Origin of the sequence: Cyanobium sp. Candia 9D4, assembly GCF_024346155.1 — a bacterium.
In the GTDB taxonomy this organism is placed as follows: domain Bacteria; phylum Cyanobacteriota; class Cyanobacteriia; order PCC-6307; family Cyanobiaceae; genus Cyanobium; species Cyanobium minutissimum.
Genome location: NZ_JAGQCK010000001.1, coordinates 687,453 through 704,614, shown reverse-complemented (window position 1 = coordinate 704,614; position 17,162 = coordinate 687,453). Strand labels below are relative to the sequence as shown.

The 17,162-nt window shown below is 71.8% G+C and carries 16 protein-coding genes; 11 read left to right on the top strand and 5 right to left on the bottom strand.

Annotated features, from left to right (window positions below; all coding sequences use genetic code 11):
- Nucleotides 1–29 precede the first annotated feature (29 nt).
- The gene (locus KBZ08_RS03490; RefSeq protein ID WP_254971693.1) at nt 30–707 is read right to left on the bottom strand and encodes a helicase DnaB; all 678 of its coding nucleotides are present in this window, start codon (nt 705–707) and stop codon (nt 30–32) included.
- A 414-nt stretch (nt 708–1,121) separates the two neighbouring features.
- Between KBZ08_RS03490 and KBZ08_RS03485 the strand changes: the two genes are divergently transcribed.
- Genes KBZ08_RS03485 through fghA form a run of 3 tightly spaced genes read left to right on the top strand, consistent with a single transcriptional unit; the run spans nt 1,122 to nt 4,730 of the window.
- Nucleotides 1,122–2,723: a glucose-6-phosphate isomerase gene (locus KBZ08_RS03485; protein WP_254971376.1), complete on the top strand. Its 1,602-nt coding sequence runs from the start codon at nt 1,122–1,124 to the stop codon at nt 2,721–2,723.
- Nucleotides 2,724–2,742: 19 nt separating this feature from the next.
- Nucleotides 2,743–3,855 carry an S-(hydroxymethyl)glutathione dehydrogenase/class III alcohol dehydrogenase gene (locus KBZ08_RS03480; RefSeq protein WP_254971374.1) on the top strand — a complete coding sequence of 371 codons (1,113 nt, stop codon included), beginning with the start codon at nt 2,743–2,745 and terminating at the stop codon, nt 3,853–3,855.
- 32 nt (nt 3,856–3,887) lie between these two features.
- Nucleotides 3,888–4,730: an S-formylglutathione hydrolase gene (fghA, locus tag KBZ08_RS03475; protein WP_254971372.1), complete on the top strand. Its 843-nt coding sequence runs from the start codon at nt 3,888–3,890 to the stop codon at nt 4,728–4,730.
- Nucleotides 4,731–4,748: 18 nt separating this feature from the next.
- On the opposite strand, the gene leuS is transcribed toward fghA, so the two are convergent.
- Together leuS and KBZ08_RS03465 are read right to left on the bottom strand one after the other, a co-directional pair.
- Entirely contained in the window at nt 4,749–7,370 is a 2,622-nt protein-coding gene (gene leuS, locus KBZ08_RS03470; protein ID WP_254971370.1) for a leucine--tRNA ligase, read from the bottom strand.
- Nucleotides 7,371–7,416: 46 nt separating this feature from the next.
- Complete coding sequence (locus KBZ08_RS03465) at nt 7,417–7,656, bottom strand: Hfq-related RNA-binding protein (protein ID WP_106220014.1); 240 nt, start codon at nt 7,654–7,656, stop codon at nt 7,417–7,419.
- Between the two features lie 43 nt (nt 7,657–7,699).
- Between KBZ08_RS03465 and dapF the strand changes: the two genes are divergently transcribed.
- The 5 genes from dapF to KBZ08_RS03440 all read left to right on the top strand — a co-directional run bounded on the left by dapF (nt 7,700) and on the right by KBZ08_RS03440 (nt 12,699).
- Nucleotides 7,700–8,824, top strand: coding sequence for a diaminopimelate epimerase (dapF, locus tag KBZ08_RS03460; RefSeq protein WP_254971691.1), 1,125 nt, complete (start codon nt 7,700–7,702; stop codon nt 8,822–8,824).
- The gene (locus KBZ08_RS03455) at nt 8,805–10,031 is read left to right on the top strand and encodes a cysteine desulfurase family protein (protein ID WP_254971367.1); all 1,227 of its coding nucleotides are present in this window, start codon (nt 8,805–8,807) and stop codon (nt 10,029–10,031) included. The genes dapF and KBZ08_RS03455 overlap by 20 nt, the downstream gene beginning before the upstream one ends.
- 26 nt (nt 10,032–10,057) lie before the next feature.
- On the top strand, nt 10,058–10,747 hold the full coding sequence (locus KBZ08_RS03450; protein ID WP_106220011.1) for a DUF1995 family protein: 690 nt from the start codon (nt 10,058–10,060) through the stop codon (nt 10,745–10,747).
- Between the two features lie 82 nt (nt 10,748–10,829).
- The gene (locus KBZ08_RS03445) at nt 10,830–11,354 is read left to right on the top strand and encodes a DUF4330 domain-containing protein (protein ID WP_219903927.1); all 525 of its coding nucleotides are present in this window, start codon (nt 10,830–10,832) and stop codon (nt 11,352–11,354) included.
- Between the two features lies 1 nt (nt 11,355).
- Complete coding sequence (locus KBZ08_RS03440) at nt 11,356–12,699, top strand: D-alanyl-D-alanine carboxypeptidase/D-alanyl-D-alanine-endopeptidase (protein ID WP_106220009.1); 1,344 nt, start codon at nt 11,356–11,358, stop codon at nt 12,697–12,699.
- Nucleotides 12,700–12,720: 21 nt separating this feature from the next.
- Here the strand turns inward: KBZ08_RS03440 and KBZ08_RS03435 are convergent, their stop codons facing one another.
- Nucleotides 12,721–13,668 carry a hypothetical protein gene (locus KBZ08_RS03435; protein WP_106220008.1) on the bottom strand — a complete coding sequence of 316 codons (948 nt, stop codon included), beginning with the start codon at nt 13,666–13,668 and terminating at the stop codon, nt 12,721–12,723.
- The gene (gene coaD / locus KBZ08_RS03430) at nt 13,661–14,164 is read right to left on the bottom strand and encodes a pantetheine-phosphate adenylyltransferase (RefSeq protein ID WP_106220007.1); all 504 of its coding nucleotides are present in this window, start codon (nt 14,162–14,164) and stop codon (nt 13,661–13,663) included. Before coaD ends, KBZ08_RS03435 begins: the two co-directional genes overlap by 8 nt.
- 84 nt (nt 14,165–14,248) lie before the next feature.
- On the opposite strand from coaD, the gene KBZ08_RS03425 reads away from it, so the two are divergent.
- The 3 genes from KBZ08_RS03425 to KBZ08_RS03415 are packed head-to-tail and all read left to right on the top strand — an operon-like array spanning nt 14,249 to nt 17,100.
- Entirely contained in the window at nt 14,249–14,740 is a 492-nt protein-coding gene (locus tag KBZ08_RS03425) for a flavin reductase family protein (RefSeq protein ID WP_106220006.1), read from the top strand.
- A 9-nt stretch (nt 14,741–14,749) separates the two neighbouring features.
- On the top strand, nt 14,750–16,786 hold the full coding sequence (gene uvrC, locus KBZ08_RS03420) for an excinuclease ABC subunit UvrC (protein WP_254971361.1): 2,037 nt from the start codon (nt 14,750–14,752) through the stop codon (nt 16,784–16,786).
- The gene (locus KBZ08_RS03415; RefSeq protein WP_254971358.1) at nt 16,783–17,100 is read left to right on the top strand and encodes a hypothetical protein; all 318 of its coding nucleotides are present in this window, start codon (nt 16,783–16,785) and stop codon (nt 17,098–17,100) included. Before uvrC ends, KBZ08_RS03415 begins: the two co-directional genes overlap by 4 nt.
- The last annotated feature ends 62 nt before the right edge of the window (nt 17,101–17,162 follow it).

Below are 17,162 nucleotides of genomic sequence, written 5' to 3'. Positions count from 1 at the left end.
GGGCCCGGAGGCAGAGCGAGGACCCGGACTCAGATCAGCGGACTGGTGATCGGCTTGCGGGTTCCGTAGAGCAGGGCGTGCAGCTCGGGGTCCTGCATGTAGCGCAGCACCCGCCCGGGGTAGTCCAGCTTGCCGTTGTGCAGGTAGGCCAGGGTGGCGATGGCCTTGGCTTCGGCGGGGGAGGTGCTGGCCATCAGCAGGGCGTTGCCGGAGAGCCCCAGGGCCTGCTTCAGCCGCACGAACTTGCCCACCAGCAGCCGGACGTTTCGGTCGGGATCCAGCAGCTCCATGCGCGCCTCGTCGATCTGCTCCGGGGTGGCGTTGGCGGGCAGGAGGCCCTGCTTGACGAGCTCACCGACGCTCAGCTGGGCGGGGCCGTGGGTGTGGAACAGGCCGCTGCGGGCGGCGAGCGGCAGGTCTTCGCCGGGCTTGGCGTGCTGCAGCTCATCGAAGAGCACGGCGGTGACCAGCATCGGATTGATGTGGTGGCGGCGACTCTCGCTGAGGATCACCGGCCGCAGCTCCTCGAGCCGGCCGAGCGTGTGGCTGCGCAGGGGTTGCAGCTGGTCGATGCCCTCGGTGAACAGCTGGGCCAGCCGGGGCTGGGGGCCGTGGACGCCGAAGCGACGGTTGAGCTCCCGCAGTTCCTCGGGCGTGAAATCCACCGGATCGGGCCGCAGCCCTTCGCTGGTGGAGGGCGTGATCAGGGGGAAGGACCTGCCCTCGCGCCCACCATCGGTGAGCAGGAAGGAGCTGCGCAGCGCCACCTGGGGTTGGCGGCTCAGGGGAGCCAGGGCCAGCCCGGCGCCCGTCAGCAGCAACGCCAGCCGCAGTCCCTGGCGACGGAGGCCTCGGCGCCGCAGGCTGGGGCGCCGCAGGCGCGCCAGGGTCGTGACCGCCGGCCGGCGGCCGGAGCGTCGGGGCTTAGTTCCGGCGAGGCGGGACAGCAAGCGGAATGGCGCTCTTTAGATCAATTGTAACGAACACGGCCGGATTCTTCCCGCTCCAGGGGCGCTCCCGGAGCCGGCCCCGTGGTGGAAAGCCCGCATCCGCCGATCCGCTTGCCGAACATGGAGGCTGATGGATACGGTTCGGGGGCCCGTCACGGCGTCCCAGGAGCCATGTCCCCGCTGCCGCCGTTGAACGGCCAAGATTCCGCTGCCCTCTGGGAGCGATTCCGCCAGTTGCTCTGGCACGACCCTGATCTCTCCCTCTGGCTCGACGTGAGCCGGATGGCTCTGGAGGAGCAGGATCTCCAGGCCTTCGAGGCCCCCTTCGCCCGCGCCTTCGCCGCCATGGAGGCCCTCGAAGCCGGGGCCATCGCCAACGCCGACGAGGGCCGCCAGGTCGGCCACTACTGGCTGCGGGCCCCGGAACTGGCCCCCGACCCGGCGGTGGCCGACGCCATCGCCGCGGAGGTGGACCGCCTCGAAGCCTTCGGGCGGGATGTGCTGGCCGGGACGGTCACGGCCCCCGGCGGCCGGCCCTTCACCGATGTGCTCTGGATCGGCATCGGCGGTTCCGGCCTGGGCCCCCTGCTGATGCTCCGGGCCCTGGAACGCCAGGGGGTGGGACTGCCGTTCCACTTCTTCGACAACGTCGATCCCGACGGCATGGCCCGCACCCTGGCCGCCCTGTCGGCCCGCCTCACCACCACGCTGGTGATCGTGGTCAGCAAGTCGGGGGGCACCCCCGAACCCCATCTGGGCATGGTGCAGGCCCGGGCCCGGGTGCTGGCCGCCGGGGGCGACTGGAGCGCCCAGGCGGTGGCCATCACCATGGGCGGCAGCCACCTGGATCAGGAGGCGAAGGCGGCCGGCTGGCTGCGCCGCTTCGACATGTTCGACTGGGTGGGGGGCCGGACCAGCATCACCAGTGCCGTCGGCCTGCTGCCCGCCGCCCTGATCGGCGCCGACCTGCGCGGTTTCCTCGAGGGGGCCGCCGCCATGGACCGCCTCACGCGGGTGCCCGACCTGCGCACGAACCCCGCCGCCCTGCTGGCCGCTTCCTGGCATGTGGCCGGCGGCGGCCAGGGGCGCCGCGACATGGTGGTGCTCCCCTACCGGGACCGGCTGGAGGTGTTCAGCCGCTACCTGCAGCAGCTGGTGATGGAGTCCCTGGGCAAGCGGCTCGACCGCGACGGTGTTGTGGTGCACCAGGGGCTGGCCGTCTACGGCAACAAGGGCTCCACTGACCAGCACGCCTACGTGCAGCAGCTGCGGGACGGCCTCGACAACTTCTTCGTGACCTTCATCGAGGTGCTGGAGGACCCGGCGGAGATCCCCACGATCGACGGCGAGTGCCCCGCCGACTTCCTCGAGGGATTCCTGCAGGGCACCCGCGCCGCCCTGGCCGAGCAGGCCCGCCAGAGCATCACCATCACCCTGCGCCGCTTCGACGCCCGGGGCCTCGGCGCCCTGATCGCCCTGTTCGAGCGGGCGGTGGGGCTCTACGGGGAACTGGTGAACGTCAACGCCTACCACCAGCCCGGGGTGGAGGCTGGCAAGAAGGCGGCCGCCGGGATCCTGGCCCTGCAGAGCCGGGTGGAGGCCCTGCTCGCCGACGGCCGGGCCCGCTCCCTGGCGGCCATCGGTGCGGAGCTGGAGCTGGACGCCGTGGAGCCGGTGTTCTGGCTGCTGCGCCACCTCTGCGCCAACGACCGCGGCTATGGGGCGAAAGGCGACTGGGGGCAGCCCGACGGGCTGGTCTTCCAGCACACTTGAGGGACCTTCCCCCTTGAGCATGGTCCGATCCCGCGCCGCGGTCGCCTGGGCCGCCGGTCAGCCCCTGGAGGTCACCGAGATCGATGTGGAGGGCCCCCGGGCCGGCGAGGTGCTGCTGCGGGTGGTGGCCACCGGCGTGTGCCACACCGATGCCTTCACCCTTTCCGGCGCCGATCCCGAGGGGATCTTCCCGGCGGTGCTGGGCCACGAGGGCGGGGCGGTGGTGGAGGAGGTGGGCCCCGGGGTGACCTCCCTGGCGGTGGGTGACCACGTCATCCCCCTCTACACGCCCGAGTGCCGCTCCTGCCGCTTCTGCCTCTCCGGCAAGACCAACCTCTGCCAGGCGATCCGCGCCACCCAGGGCCGGGGCCTGATGCCCGACGGCAGCAGCCGCTTCTCCAGGAACGGCCAGCCGATCTTCCACTACATGGGCACCTCGACCTTCTCCGAATACACGGTGGTGCCTGAGATCGCGGTGGCGAAGATCGCCCCGGAGGCTCCGCTGGAGAAGGTCTGCCTGCTGGGCTGCGGCGTCACCACCGGCATCGGCGCCGTGCTCAACACCGCCAAGGTGGAGCCCGGCAGCAGCGTGGCCGTCTTCGGCCTGGGCGGCATCGGCCTGGCCGTGATCATCGGGGCGGTGATGGCCGGGGCCGAACGGATCATCGGCATCGACACCAACCCCGACAAGTTCGCCATCGCCGGCCAGCTCGGCGCCACCGAGTGCCTCGATCCCAAGGCCTTCGACGCCCCCATCCAGGAGGTGGTGATCGATCGCACCGACGGCGGCGTGGACTACTCGTTCGAGTGCATCGGCAACGTCCAGGTGATGCGCGCCGCCCTGGAGTGCTGCCACAAGGGCTGGGGAGAATCCACGATCATCGGCGTGGCCGGGGCGGGCCAGGAGATCGCCACCCGGCCGTTCCAGCTGGTGACAGGCCGGGTGTGGCGGGGTTCCGCCTTCGGCGGCGTGCGGGGTCGCAGTGAGCTGCCGGGCTATGTCGATCGCTTCCAGCAGGGGGAGATCCCGCTGGACACCTTCATCACCCACACCATGGGACTGGAGGACATCAACCGGGCCTTCGACCTGATGCACGCCGGCCAGAGCATCCGCTCGGTGATCCACTTCTGACCCCCCCTGCGACCCCGAAGGCCGGCGTCCCCATGCTCGAGCTCCTCAGCGAGAACCGCAGCTTCGGCGGTCTGCACCGCCGCTACCGCCACCCGTCCTCGGCCCTGAACGGCCCGGCGACCCTGGCGGTGTACCTGCCACCCCGGGCCCTGGCCGGGGAACGGGTGCCGGCCCTTTACTGGCTCTCAGGCCTCACCTGCACCGACGAGAACGTGATGCAGAAGGGCGGCGCCCATCGCCTCGCCGCCGAGCTCGGCCTGGCCCTGGTGGCACCCGACACCAGCCCCAGGGGAGCGGAGGTGCCCACCGATCCCGATGGCGGCTGGGATCTGGGCCAGGGGGCCGGCTTCTACGTCGATGCCACCCAGGCCCCCTGGGATCGCCACTACCGGATGCATGCCTACGTGGTGGAGGAGCTGCCTGCCCTGCTGGAAACCGAGCTGCCCCTGGCTTCGGCCCGCGGCATCAGCGGCCACTCCATGGGGGGCCATGGCGCGCTGGTGGCGGCCCTGCGGCACCCGGGCCGCTACCGCTCCGTGTCCGCCTTCGCCCCGATCTGCCATCCTTCCGCCTGCCCCTGGGGCCAGAAGGCCTTCGGGGCCTACCTGGGCCCCGATCCGCAGGCCTGGGCCGCCTGGGACGCCACCCTGCTGCTGCCGGCTGCCGCGGAGCGGCTGCCCCTGCTGGTGGATCAGGGCAGCGCCGACCCCTTCCTCGAGACGCAACTCCGGCCCGCCGACCTGGCGGCGGCGGCCGAGGCCGCAGGCCACCCCCTGGAGCTGCGCCTCCAGGAGGGCTACGACCACAGCTACTTCTTCATCGCCAGCTTCATCGACGACCACCTGCGCCACCATGCCGCCGCCCTGCTGGCCTGAGGCCCTCGAAGGTGGGCCTCAGGGCACCAGGTTGACCAGCTTGCCGGGCACCACGATCACCCGCCGCGGCGGCTGACCCTCCAGCCAGCGCTGGGCCACGTCGCTCTCCAGCGCCAGCCTCTCAAGGGTGGCGGCATCGGCGTCGGCCGGCACCTCCAGGCTGCCGCGCATCTTGCCCTTCACCTGGATCACCAGGGGGATGGTGTCGCGCACCAGGGCCGCCGGATCAACGGCGGGCCACCGCTGGCAATGGACGCTCGCCCCGGCGCTGATGGACTGGCCGTCCCCGTGGCCGCTGAGCTTCTGCCAGAGCTCCTCGGCCAGGTGGGGCGCGAACGGCGCCAGCAGGATCAGCAGGGTGGCGAGGGCCTCGGTGGCCACCGCCGGAGCGGCCCCCTCGAGGTGGGCCGCCAGGGCGTTGCTGAGTTTCATCAGCTCGGAGACGGCCGTGTTGAGCTGGAGCTCCCCTTCCAGGTCTTCGCTGATGGCGGCGATGGCGGTGTGCACGGCCCGGCGCAGCTCCCGTTCGCCGTCGCTGAGCGAAGCGGGGTCGGGCGCCGGCTGGGGGGCGTCAGGTGCGGGCAGCCGCAGCCCGCGGCCATGGGCCCCGTCCACCAGGCGCCACAGACGCTGCAGGAAGCGGTACTGGCCCTCCACGTCGGCGTCGTCCCACTCCAGATCCTTCTCCGGAGGCGCCTTGAACAGGATGAACATCCGGGCCGTGTCGGCCCCGTAGCGGTCGATCACCACCGCCGGATCGACGCCGTTGTGCTTCGACTTGGACATCTTCTCGTAGAAGACCTCCAGCACCTCGCCGCTGACGGGATCGCGCGGGTCGCTGGGGTCGGCCACCTGGGCCGGCGCCACGTACTGGCCGGTCTGGGGATTGCGGTAGGTGATGCCCTGCACCATGCCCTGGGTGAGCAGGCGGGCGAAGGGTTCGGAGAAGCCCAGCAGGCCCCGGTCCCGCAGCACCTTGGTGAAGAAGCGGGAATAGAGCAGATGCAGGATGGCGTGCTCAATGCCGCCTACGTACTGGTCGACGGGCAACCAGCGGTCGACGGCGCCGCGCTCGAACGGCCGCTGGTCGTTGTGGGGGTCGCTGTAGCGCAGGTAGTACCAGGACGAACACATGAAGGTGTCCATCGTGTCGGTCTCCCGCTTGGCGGGGGCGCCGCAGCTGGGGCAGGGCACGTTCACCCACGACGCCAGCTTGGCCAGCGGGGTGCCCCCCTTGCCGCTCAAGGGGATGTCCCGGGGCAGTTCCACCGGCAGCTGGTCGTCGGGAACCGGCACCACGCCACAGCTGTCGCAGTGGATCACGGGAATGGGACAGCCCCAGTAGCGCTGGCGGGAGATCAGCCAGTCCCGCAGGCGGTACTGCACCCGTCCCTGGCCCCAGCCCTGCTCCTCGGCCCAGGTGACGATGGCCGACTTCGCCTCGGCGCTGGTCAGGCCGTCGAAGCAACCGGAGCCGATCAGCACGCCGGCTTCGGTCCAGGCCTGGCCCTCGTAGGCGTGGGGATCGGACCCCTCGGGGATCACCACCCGCCTGACGGGAAGCTCGTACTGCCGGGCGAAGGCGAAGTCGCGCTGGTCATGGGCCGGCACCCCCATGACGGCGCCGGTGCCGTAGTCGGCCAGCACGTAATCGGCGATCCAGACGGGGATGCGTTCGCCGCTGGCGGGGTTGCGCGCCCAGGCGCCGATCGGCACGCCCCGCTTGGGCCGGTCCTCGGCCGTCCGCTCCTGCTCGCTCTGGCGGCTGACCAGATCGCAGAAGGCGGTCACCGAGAGGCGGCAGTCGTCGGTGGTGAGTTGGGCCACCAGGGGGTGGTCCGGAGCCAGCACCACATAGGTGGCCCCGTGGATCGTGTCGGGCCGGGTGGTGAAGACGGTGATGGCGGCACCGCTCTCGGTGCTGAAGGTCAGCTCGGCCCCGAGGGAGCGGCCGATCCAGTTGGCCTGCATGGTGCGCACCCGCTCCGGCCAGCCCTCCAGGGTGGGGAGATCGTCGAGCAGGGCATCGGCGTAGGCGGTGATCTTCAGGAACCACTGGCGCAGACGGCGCTTCTCCACCTGGGCACCGGAGCGCCAGGAGCGCCCCTCCGCATCCACCTGCTCATTGGCGAGCACCGTCTGGTCGATCGGGTCCCAGTTGACGGTCGCCTCCTTGCGGTAGGCCAGGCCCGCATCCAGGAACTGCAGGAACAGCCACTGGGTCCAGCGGTAGTAATCGGTGTGGCAGGTGGCCACCTCCCGGTCCCAGTCGATCGAGAGGCCCAGCCGCTTGAGCTGGTCCCGCATCTGGGCGATGTTGCGGTCGGTCCAGTCCCCCGGATCGACGCCCCGCTCGATGGCGGCGTTCTCCGCCGGCAGACCGAAGGCGTCCCAGCCCATGGGATGGAGCACCTGCCGTCCCCGCAGGCGGGCCGCCCGGGCGATCACGTCCGTGATGACGTAATTGCGGACGTGGCCCATGTGCAGGCTCCCCGACGGGTAGGGGAACATCGAAAGGGCGTAGTAGGTGTCGTCGGCGTCCCCGGTCTGTTCCGGGGTGGCGTGCAGTCCCAGCTGCTCCCACTGCAGCTGCCAGCGCTGCTCGATCGCTTCGGGCCGGTAGCGGGAGGGGTCAGTCACGGGCCAATGGGAATGGGAGTGATCGTGTCACAGCCCATGGAAAGGCTCAGCTGAGGGCGCGCAGCGATGCCACGGCGGCCAGGCTGATCAGCAGCAGCGGCGTGCCGGGTTCGGTGCTCATCGCCAGGAAATGGCTGTCCTGCCAGCGGATGATGCCATCGAACTCCTTGCCGGAGAGCAGGACGACGTTCACCGGGGTGCGGATGCGGATCAGCTCCTGGACGTGGCGCACACTGGGCAGGGTGGTGTCGAGCCTGGGTCCCCGTCGCTCAAAGAAACTCTGCATAGGATCGACCCCAACCTCCAGGACTCACGGAACGGTGCTTCAGGTGCTCCAATTCAGCAAATACCAGGGTCTGGGAAATGACTTCTTGCTCCTGGACGGGCGCAGCTTAGAGGATCCTGAGGACTTGTTCGGCCTCACCCCCGAGCGGGTGCAGCGGCTCTGCGACCGCCGCTTCGGGGTCGGCGGGGATGGGGTGATCCTGGCTCTGCCGCCCCGAGAGGGCGGCGAGCTGCGCATGCGGATCTTCAACGCCGATGGCACCGAGCCGGAGATGTGCGGCAACGGCATCCGCTGTCTGGCCCGCTTCCTGGCGGACAGTGACGGCGACGAGGCTCCCCGCAGCTGGGAGATCGAGACCCTCGCCGGTCGCATCGTGCCGGCCCTCGCTGAGGACGGTCGCATCCGCGTCGACATGGGTCCGCCGTTCCTGACGCCCGAGACCGTGCCCACCACCCTGGCGGTGGGCGAGCAGGGGCTGCCGGTGGGCGAGCTGGAGGTGCTGGGCCAGCGCCTGGCGGTGGCGGCCGCCGGCATGGGCAATCCCCACGCCGTCGTGCCCGTCGCCGATGTGGCGGCGATCGATCTGGAGGGCCTCGGCGCCGCCCTGGAGGTGCACGGGGCCTTCCCGGCCCGCACCAACGTCCACTTCGTCCAGGTGCTCGCCCCCGACCATCTGGTGATGCGGGTCTGGGAGCGGGGGGCGGGCCCCACCCTGGCCTGCGGCACCGGCGCCTGCGCCACCCTGGTGGCCTGCCACCGGCTCGGCCTGGCCGCCCGCCACGCCCGGCTGGATCTGCCGGGGGGGCCCCTGGAGATCCACTGGGACGAAGCCAGCGGCCATGTCTTCATGACCGGTCCGGCCGAAGCGGTGTTTGACGGGGTCGTGGCCCCATCGCTGTTCGGCGAGGAGGAGGACATGCCCCCCGCCCCGGCGATGGTACCGCCAACCGCCAGCCCGGCCCAGGCGGGGGATGGCGCCATTGACTGCGCCACCGCCTGCGTCAACGGCTGCCTGCGCCCGGAGGCCTGCCCCAGCGCCGAAGCCCGGGCCCGCGTCACGGCCCTGCTGGAGGGGCGCTCCCTCGACGATCTGGTGGCCCTGGCCGGCGAATCCCTGGAATCCCGCAGCCGGGGCCGCCTCTCCCGCGATGCCCCCGGCGCTCCCTGAGGCCGACGGGGCCGGAGCCCCGCCGCGGGAGATCTACCTCGATGCCTGCGCCACCGCCCCCCCGGCCGCAGCGGTGCTCGAGGCCATGGATCGGGCCCACCGCGAGGCCTGGGCCAACCCCTCCAGCCTCCATGGCCCCGGCCTGGCGGCGGCGGAGCGGCTGGAGCGCGACCGCCAGGCGATCGCCGCGAGCCTGGGCTGCGGTGGCGATGAACTGGTGCTCCTCTCCGGGGGGAGCGAAGCGATCCACACCGCCCTGGTGGGCTCCGACGGACCGCTGGAAGCCGGTCGGGTGCTGCTCTCGGCGGTGGAGCACCCCGCCAGCTACGCCGCCGCCGCCGCGTTGGCGCGCCGGGGCTGGGACGTGCAGCTCCTGCCGGTGGATCGCCGCGGCGTGGTCGACCTGGAGATCCTGCGCAGCCTGCTGACGCCGCCGACCCGGCTGGTGTCAGTCCTCTGGGGCCAGAGCGAGGTGGGCACCCTGCAGCCGATCGAGGCCATCGGGGCGCTCTGCCGCCAGGCGGGCGTGCGGTTCCATGTCGATGCGGTGCAGGTGGTGGGGCACCGCCGGGTCGCCTTCAGCCGGCTGCCCGTGGACCTGCTCAGCTGCGCGGCCCACAAGTTGCAGGGTCCCCGCGGGGTGGGGGCCCTGCTGGTGCGGCGCGGCGTCCGGCTCGAACCGTTGATCGGCGGCGCCCAGGAGGGGGGCCGTCGCGGCGGCACCGAGCCGGTGGCCCTGGTGGCCGGCTTCGCGGCGGCCCTCGAGCTGGCCGACCGGCGCCTGGCGGCCCATGGCGGCGACGACCCCCTGAGCACGCTGCGGGACCCCCTGCTGGCCGCCCTGCGGCAACGGGAGGGCGTGCGGCTGAGCGGTCCGGAGCCGGACGACGCCGCCGGACGCCTGCCGCACCACATCAGCCTGCTGGTGGACGGGCCGGATGGCCGGCCCCTGGGCGGCCGGGGGCTGGTGCGGGAGCTGGCCCGCCGGGGTTACGCGGTGAGCAGCGGATCGGCCTGCACCAGCGCCGGGGCCGCCGCGGGCACGGCCGGCACCAGTGCCGTGCTGCTCGCCATGGGCTACGGCCCCGCCGAGGCGGCCAGCGGCCTGCGGATCAGCCTGGGCCCCTGGAACAGCCCCGATGATCTGGCCGGACTGCCGGCGGCCCTGGAGCAGGCCCGCCGCAGGGTGGCGGAAGCGCCTGGGTAGGGTCCGGACAGCCCTGCCGCCCGCCGATGCTGCCCGCCGACCTGCGCACCGCCGAAGCCGAAGCCCTGCAGGCCCTGCAGGCGGCCCTGGGGGCCGGATCGGGGGGCCGCTGGACCGTCGAGTTCCGTTTCGAGGGGCTGCGCCTGATGCCCGTGGTGCTGCGGCTGCTGGAGGGGCTGATGGCGGAGCGGCCCGGCGTGCGGCTGCTGTTTCCCGATGCCGGTGCCACCGCCCTGGCACGCCGGGATGCGCCGGCCCTGGCCGAGCACATCGGCAGCTTCTCCGACCAGCGGCGGCGCCAGCAGGAAGGCCCCTCGAGCGGCGTGCTGCTGCTGGTGGGGGCGAGCCAGGCGGAGTACGAGCTGGTGGAGGAGGTCTGCGGCGGCCACGGCGACGCGGTGGTGCTGATCAATCCCGCCCTGGAGGATGCCGCCGTGGGCATCGGCAGCGTGGCGCGCCAGCGTCGCCGTGGCTTCCTGGCCGGCTGGCGGGCCGCCTATGCCCTGCTGCCCAAGGCTGACCGGGCCCTGCGCTGCGCTTACCCGGGCGAATGGGAGCTGTACCGGCTCGACCCCGACGGCTTCCGGCTGGCGGCGAGCTTCGAGCAGAAGCCCGATGCGGAGCAGCAGGACCTGGCCCTCAGCGGCCGTGAAGAGGCCGGTCTGGGCGGCAACCTGCGGGCCCTCGGCCAGATGATCGAGGACCTGCAGAACTGAGGCCCCTGTCGGGAGCGGGCCGGCCGGGGCGGCTGGTGGATCCCGGAAAGGCTGCGTACACTTCGCGGGCTTTCCCATGCCCATGCCCAGCGAATCGCCCCGGTCCCGTTCCTTCAGCCTCGTCGACGTCGGCGCCGCCGCCGCCGCCCTGCTGGCGATCGGGGGCGTGATCTGGAGCCCCCGGCTGAGCGGGGCGGTGGCCCAGGCCACCGGCGCCCTCGAGCCCGTCACCGTGATGGTGGATGTGCGCGGTGCCCCCGCCGCCGCACCGCTGGAGCTGCTGGAGCAGGCCCGGGCCGAAGGCAAGGTGGCGATCGTGATCCGCAACCAGCCCCACGGCAGCGTGGCGGTCAAGCAGATCATCCCCTTCGATCGCATCATCTCCACCCTCACCCCCGACGGAAAGGTAGTGAGCGCCCCCGATCCCAATCAGAAGACCTTCAGCACCTTCGATGGTCGTTTCGTCCTGGAGGGCCAGGGCCGCCGCACGGCCGGTGGAGTGGTCTTCGGCAACCAGACGATCAAGATCGGCGCCCCGGTGGAGCTGGAGGGCACCAACTACCGCTTCAACGGCACCGTCACGGGCCTGAAACTCGGAACCTCCTGACATGACCGCCTCCGCCCGCCCCGGCCACCGACGCCACCGCCATCCCCTGGGGCTGGCGACCCTGCTGCTGGTCGCCGCCGGCACCGGATCGGCGGGCCCGGCGGCCCTGGCCCAGAACGCACCGGCCCTGCCCTCGGCCCGGAGTGAGCGCCCCCTGCCGATGGCGACCCTGCCGCCGGCGCCCCCCCCGGTGGGCATGCCGCGGCTGGCCAGTGAGGTCAGCTGCCCCAGCCTGCAGCGGCAGGTCACCCAGGTGCTGGGCGGGGAGCGCTCCCGCTGGAGCGTCAGCGTCGCCGATGGCAGCGGCCGCCTGCTGGCCGACGTCAACGGCCGCCAGCCCCGGGTGCCGGCCTCCAACCAGAAGCTGGTCAGCAGCGCCTTCGCCCTCGATCGCCTCGGCCCCGACTACCGGCTCAGCACCCAGCTCTGGCGCCTCCAGGACGGCACCCTGCGGCTCACGGGGCAGGGGGACCCCGACCTGGCCCTGCCCCAGCTGCAGCGCTTCGCCCAGCTGGCCATGGCCGCCGGCGCCGCCACCGTCCCGGGGGGTGGTCCGGTGCGGCTGGAACTGGCGGAGGAAGCCTCCCAGAACTGGTGGCCCAGTGGTTGGCACGTGGCTGACCGGGCCTACGCCTACGGGGCCCCGATCACCCGGCTGGCGATCACCAGCAACGCCATCGACGACGCAGTCAGCAATCCCCCCTCCCGGTTGCAGACGCTGCTGCGTCGGGCCATGAACCAGGGCGGAGGGTCGCCCTTGCAGCTGACCCTGGTGTCCGCCCGCCAGCCCATCCCCGCCGATGCCGTGCTGATCCACCAGGAACCCTCCACCTCCATGCATGGCCTGCTGAGCCTGGCCAACACCGAAAGCCACAACTTCACCGCCGAGGTGCTGCTGCGCCAGGCGGCCGGCACCTGGGACGTGGCCGAGGCCAGCCGCCTGAACATGCTCTGGCTGGGCGAACAGGGGCTGCCGATGGAGGGGGTCAGGGTGGCTGACGGCAGCGGCCTCGACCGCGCCAACCGGGTCACCAGCCGCTTCCTGGTGGCCCTGCTGCTGCGCATGGACCACCACCCCTATTCCAGGGACTACATCAGCTCGATGGCCATCGCCGGACGCCGAGGCACCCTGCGCAACCTCTACAAGGGCACCAGCCTCGATGGCCGTCTCTTCGCCAAGACCGGCACCCTCACCGGTGTGCGGTCGATCAGCGGCGTGCTCCAGACGCCGGACGGTCCCCGGTACGTGAGCGCTGTCTCTGCCGGGGCCGGGGCTCCGAACACCACCATCGGCCGCGTCCTGCGGGAGGTGCAGGCCGTGGGGGCCTGCCCATCGGCGATCTGAGCCGGCGCTGAGGCGGCTGCCTCAGCTGGCCAGCCCCCGGCTGGCGGCCCGACGGAGACGGCCGGCAGCGCGGCGGGCCCGATCGACGGCGGCGTTCTCCAGGGGAATGGGGGCTTCGGGGGGGCGACTGGCGGCCTGGGTGTCCTGGGCCTGCAGCCGCACGAGCTCGCGCCGGCCCCCCAGCACCACCTGGCTGAGCTCCTTGAGGCGCACCTCCAGTTCGCCCAGCACCTGCTCGGCATAACGGTTGGCGCCCTCCTGGATGGTGGCCGCCTCCTGGCGGCTGCGGGCGATCAGGGCATCGCACTGCTGCTGGGTCTGCTGGCGGAACTGGAGGGCGTCGGCATGGAGCCGCTCGGCTTCGGCCTGGCTGTCCCGCTGGATGCGCAGCCCTTCCTGACGGATGCCCTCCAGTTCCTGCAGGGCCTGGGCCCGGCTGCGCTCGTGCTGCTCCAGCAGCTGGCGGTTGCGCTCCGCCGCCTCCTGCTCCAGCTGCTGGCGCCGCTGCTGGGCCTCCTGCTCCAGCTGCTGCCGGCGGCCGGCGAACTGCTGCTCGAACTGGGCCATCCGGGCCTGGTGTTCCTGTTCGGTCTGGGCCACCTGCTGGCGGGCCTGGAGCACCATCTGCTCGCACTGCTGGCGGGCCAGTTCCCGTTGTTCCGTCACCTGGCGCTCCGCCTCCTGGCGGATGGCGGCGGCGTTGATCAGCTGCTCCCGCTCGCGCCGCGCCTGGGTGACGATCTCCTCGGCCTGCAGCCGGGCCTTCTCGATGAAGCCCTCCCGCTGGCGGATCAGGTCCTCAGCCTGGGAGATCTGCCCGGGCAGGGCCTCCCGCAGGGCATCCATCATCTCGATGGCGTCCTGCTCGTTCACCAGACGGCCACCGCTGAAGGGGATCCGGCTGCCGTCGAGAACGATGTCCTCCAGCTGATCCAGCTGATCGAGAACGGTGAAGCGGACCTCAGCCATATCGGGTTTCGGGAGCTGCCTGTCGATTAAAGAGCCTCTCCAGGTCGATCGCCACTCCCGGCGGGACCATGTGACCCACGTCCCCGCCGAAGCGGGCCACCTCCTTCACCACCGAGCTGCTGAGAAAGCTGTGGTGCGCTGCGGTGGCCATGAACAGGGTTTCGACCCGGGGGGCCAGGGTCCGGTTGGTGTGCGCGATCTGCAACTCGAATTCGAAGTCGCTCATCGCCCGCAGACCCCGCAGAATCACCTGGGCGCCGCAGGCCTGGGCGTAGGTGACGGTGAGACCGTCGAAATGGCCCACCTCGATGCCGGCGATTCCCTCGGTGGCGCAGCGGATCTGCTGCAGCCGCCGCTCCAGGGGGAAGGCGGGCTGCTTGGAGGGGTTCATCAGCACCGCCACCACGACCCCGTCGAAGAGGCCGGCCGCCCGCTCGATCAGGTCGAGGTGGCCCAGGGTGAGGGGATCGAAACTGCCGGGGTAGAGGGCTCGCATCGCCCCAGCCTATGGAGGAGGGCCCGGGCGGGTTCCCGGGCGCGGCCGGGTTCCTAGAGTCGCCTGATCCCTGCCGCCCACCCCATGACCGACGTTGCCCTGGACGCGGCCGCCAAGAAGACGCTGCTGCGCAAGATCCCCCACGGTGTGTTCATCTGCGGGGTGGCCGAAGGCGACGAGGTCAACGGCTTCACCGCCAGCTGGGTCACCCAGGGGTCCTTCGAGCCCCCCCTCGTGGTGATGGCGGTGCGCGCCGACTCCACCAGCAACGGCATGATCCAGCGCAGCGGCCGCTTCTCCCTCAACGTGCTGGCCGCCGATCAGAAGGACCTGGCGGCGGTGTTCTTCAAACCCCAGAAGGGGGTGGGGGGACGCTTCGATGCCGCCCCGTTCCAGCTCGGTCCCCTCGGCCTGCCGGTGCTCGACGACGCTCTCGGGGCGGTGGAGTGCACCCTGGTGGGCCAGGTGGCCCATGGCGACCACACCGTCTTCGTGGGGGAAGTGAAGTCGGCGACCCTGCACCGCGACGCCGCCGCCCTGGAACTGGCCGCCACGGGCTGGCAGTACGGCGGTTGAGGCTCCGCCATGGCTGAACCGGTTGCGACTCCGGTCGGCACTCCGGATGGCACGCCGAGCGGCCATTCGGGCGGTGACGTCGTCGGGCCGCTGCTGCTGCAGCGCGAGCGGCTCTCGGCCCGGCTGCGGGAGCTGCCGGCGGAGCCCGGCTGCTACCTGATGCGGGATGCGAGCGACCGCATCCTCTACATCGGCAAGTCGAAGAGCCTGCGGGCGCGGGTGCGCAGCTACTTCCGCGACTCCCACGACATCAGCCCGCGCATCGCCCTGATGGTGCGCCAGGTCTGCGAGATCGAGTTCATCGTCACCGACAGCGAGGCGGAGGCGCTGGCGCTCGAGTCGAACCTGATCAAGAACCACCAGCCCCACTTCAACGTCCTGCTCAAGGACGACAAGAAGTACCCCTACCTCTGCATCACCTGGAGCGAGGCCTACCCCCGCATCTTCATCACCCGCCGCCGCCGGCTGCGCAGCCCCCTCGACCGCTTCTACGGGCCCTACGTGGATGTGGGCCTGCTGCGCCGCACCCTGGCCGTGGTCAAGCGGGTGTTTCCGCTGCGCCAGCGGCCCCAGCCCCTCTACCGCGACCGCACCTGCCTCAACTACGACATCGGCCGCTGCCCCGGGGTCTGCCAGGAGAAGATCGGCTCCGAGGAGTACCACCGCATCCTGCGCAAGGTGGCGATGGTGTTCCAGGGCCGCAACGATGAACTGCTGGACCTGCTGCGGCAGCAGATGGAGCGCTATGCCGAGCGGCTCGACTTCGAGGCCGCCGCCCGGGTGCGCGACCAGCTGCAGGGCCTCGACCTGCTCACCGCCGACCAGAAGATGAGCCTGGGGGACAGTTCCATCAGCCGCGATGTGATCGCCCTGGCGTCGGACGAGCGGGTGGCGGCCGTGCAGATCTTCCAGATGCGCGCCGGCAAGCTGGTGGGGCGCCTGGGCTACACCGCCGACGCGGCGATCGCCACCCCGGCGGAGGTGCTGCAGCGGGTGGTCGAGGAGCACTACAGCCAGGTGGACCCGGTGGAGATCCCGCCCGAGTTGCTGCTGCAGCACCCGCTGCCGGCGCAGGAGCTGATCGGCGACTGGCTGGCGGAACGGCGGGGCCGCAAGGTGCGGCTCGCCGTGCCCCAGCGGCGCCAGAAGGCGGATCTGATCGAGCTGGTGGAGCGCAACGCCGGATTCGAGCTGGCCCGGGCCCAGCGGGGGGCGGAGCAGCAGCTGCTGGCCACCGAGGACCTGGCCCAGCTGCTGGAGCTGCCGGTGCCGCCGCGCCGGATCGAGGGTTACGACATCAGCCACATCCAGGGCAGCGATGCGGTGGCTTCCCAGGTGGTGTTCATCGACGGCCTGCCGGCCAAGCAGCACTACCGCAAGTACCGGATCCGCAGCAGCAGCATCCGCGCCGGCCACTCCGATGACTTCATGGCCATGGCGGAGATCATGCGACGGCGCTTCCGGCGCTGGTCGCAGGCGAAGGCGGAGGGGGCCGACCTGGGCGCCCTGCGGAAGGCCGGCGCCTCGGCCCTGCACACCGATGGCCTCAGCGACTGGCCCGACGTGGTGATGATCGATGGCGGCAAGGGGCAGCTGTCGGCGGTGATGGAGGCCCTGCGGGAGCTTGACCTGCACGAGGAGCTCACGGTGTGCTCCCTGGCCAAGCAGCGGGAGGAGGTGTTCCTGCCCGGCGCCAGCCAGCCCCTCGACACCGAGGCCGACCAGCTGGGGGTGGTGCTGCTGCGGCGCCTGCGGGACGAGGCCCACCGCTTCGCCGTCAGCTTCCACCGTCAGCAGCGGGGGGAGCGGATGAAGCGCTCCCGCCTCAGCGACATCGCCGGCCTGGGCCCCAAGCGCGTCAAGGACCTGCTGGCCCACTTCCGCTCCATCGACGCCATCCAGCTGGCCAGCCCCGAGCAGATCGCCGCCGTCCCCGGCATGGGGCCGGCCCTGGCCCGGCAGGTGTGGGAGCACTTCCACCCCCCCATGGACGGGGCCGATGAGGCCGAGGCCCCCCAGGGGGAACCCCTGGAGCTGGCGGGATGAGGCCAGCCGTGCGCGCCTGGGGAGCGGGGGTCTGGGCTGGCCTGCTGATGGCCCTGCTGATGCTGCCGTTGGTTCCGGCGCCGGTGGTGGCGTCTCCGGGCCTGTGCGTCGGTCCGGTCTGCGGGGACGAGATCAGCCGCAGCGCCAAGCACCACTGGCAGCTGAGGCTGCGGGTCAGCGACCAGGAGAGCCGGCGGGAACGGATCGTGGTGGATTGCCGCGATGGCGCCATCAGTCCGCGGCTGGGGCCCGTGGACCGGGCCTACAGCGCCGCCGTGGCCCGCCGCTGCTGCCGCCTGGTGGGGGAGGGCTGAGCTTCGCCGCCGCCCACCCGGCGGCGACTAACTTGGCGGTCCGCCGCGCAAAGCGCTTCCCC

Excerpts from the sequence above, each read along its gene's own strand:
- uvrC (WP_254971361.1), top strand. The coding sequence starts at position 14,750 with ATGGCTGAACCGGTTGCGACTCCGGTCGGCACTCCGGATGGCACGCCG.
- KBZ08_RS03450 (WP_106220011.1), top strand. The coding sequence starts at position 10,058 with ATGCTGCCCGCCGACCTGCGCACCGCCGAAGCCGAAGCCCTGCAGGCC.
- KBZ08_RS03435 (WP_106220008.1), bottom strand. The coding sequence starts at position 13,668 with ATGGCTGAGGTCCGCTTCACCGTTCTCGATCAGCTGGATCAGCTGGAG.
- KBZ08_RS03480 (WP_254971374.1), top strand. The coding sequence starts at position 2,743 with ATGGTCCGATCCCGCGCCGCGGTCGCCTGGGCCGCCGGTCAGCCCCTG.
- KBZ08_RS03465 (WP_106220014.1), bottom strand. The coding sequence starts at position 7,656 with ATGCAGAGTTTCTTTGAGCGACGGGGACCCAGGCTCGACACCACCCTG.
- KBZ08_RS03415 (WP_254971358.1), top strand. The coding sequence starts at position 16,783 with ATGAGGCCAGCCGTGCGCGCCTGGGGAGCGGGGGTCTGGGCTGGCCTG.
- KBZ08_RS03425 (WP_106220006.1), top strand. The coding sequence starts at position 14,249 with ATGACCGACGTTGCCCTGGACGCGGCCGCCAAGAAGACGCTGCTGCGC.
- KBZ08_RS03455 (WP_254971367.1), top strand. The coding sequence starts at position 8,805 with ATGCCCCCGGCGCTCCCTGAGGCCGACGGGGCCGGAGCCCCGCCGCGG.
- coaD (WP_106220007.1), bottom strand. The coding sequence starts at position 14,164 with ATGCGAGCCCTCTACCCCGGCAGTTTCGATCCCCTCACCCTGGGCCAC.
- KBZ08_RS03440 (WP_106220009.1), top strand. The coding sequence starts at position 11,356 with ATGACCGCCTCCGCCCGCCCCGGCCACCGACGCCACCGCCATCCCCTG.
- fghA (WP_254971372.1), top strand. The coding sequence starts at position 3,888 with ATGCTCGAGCTCCTCAGCGAGAACCGCAGCTTCGGCGGTCTGCACCGC.
- KBZ08_RS03445 (WP_219903927.1), top strand. The coding sequence starts at position 10,830 with ATGCCCAGCGAATCGCCCCGGTCCCGTTCCTTCAGCCTCGTCGACGTC.
- KBZ08_RS03485 (WP_254971376.1), top strand. The coding sequence starts at position 1,122 with ATGTCCCCGCTGCCGCCGTTGAACGGCCAAGATTCCGCTGCCCTCTGG.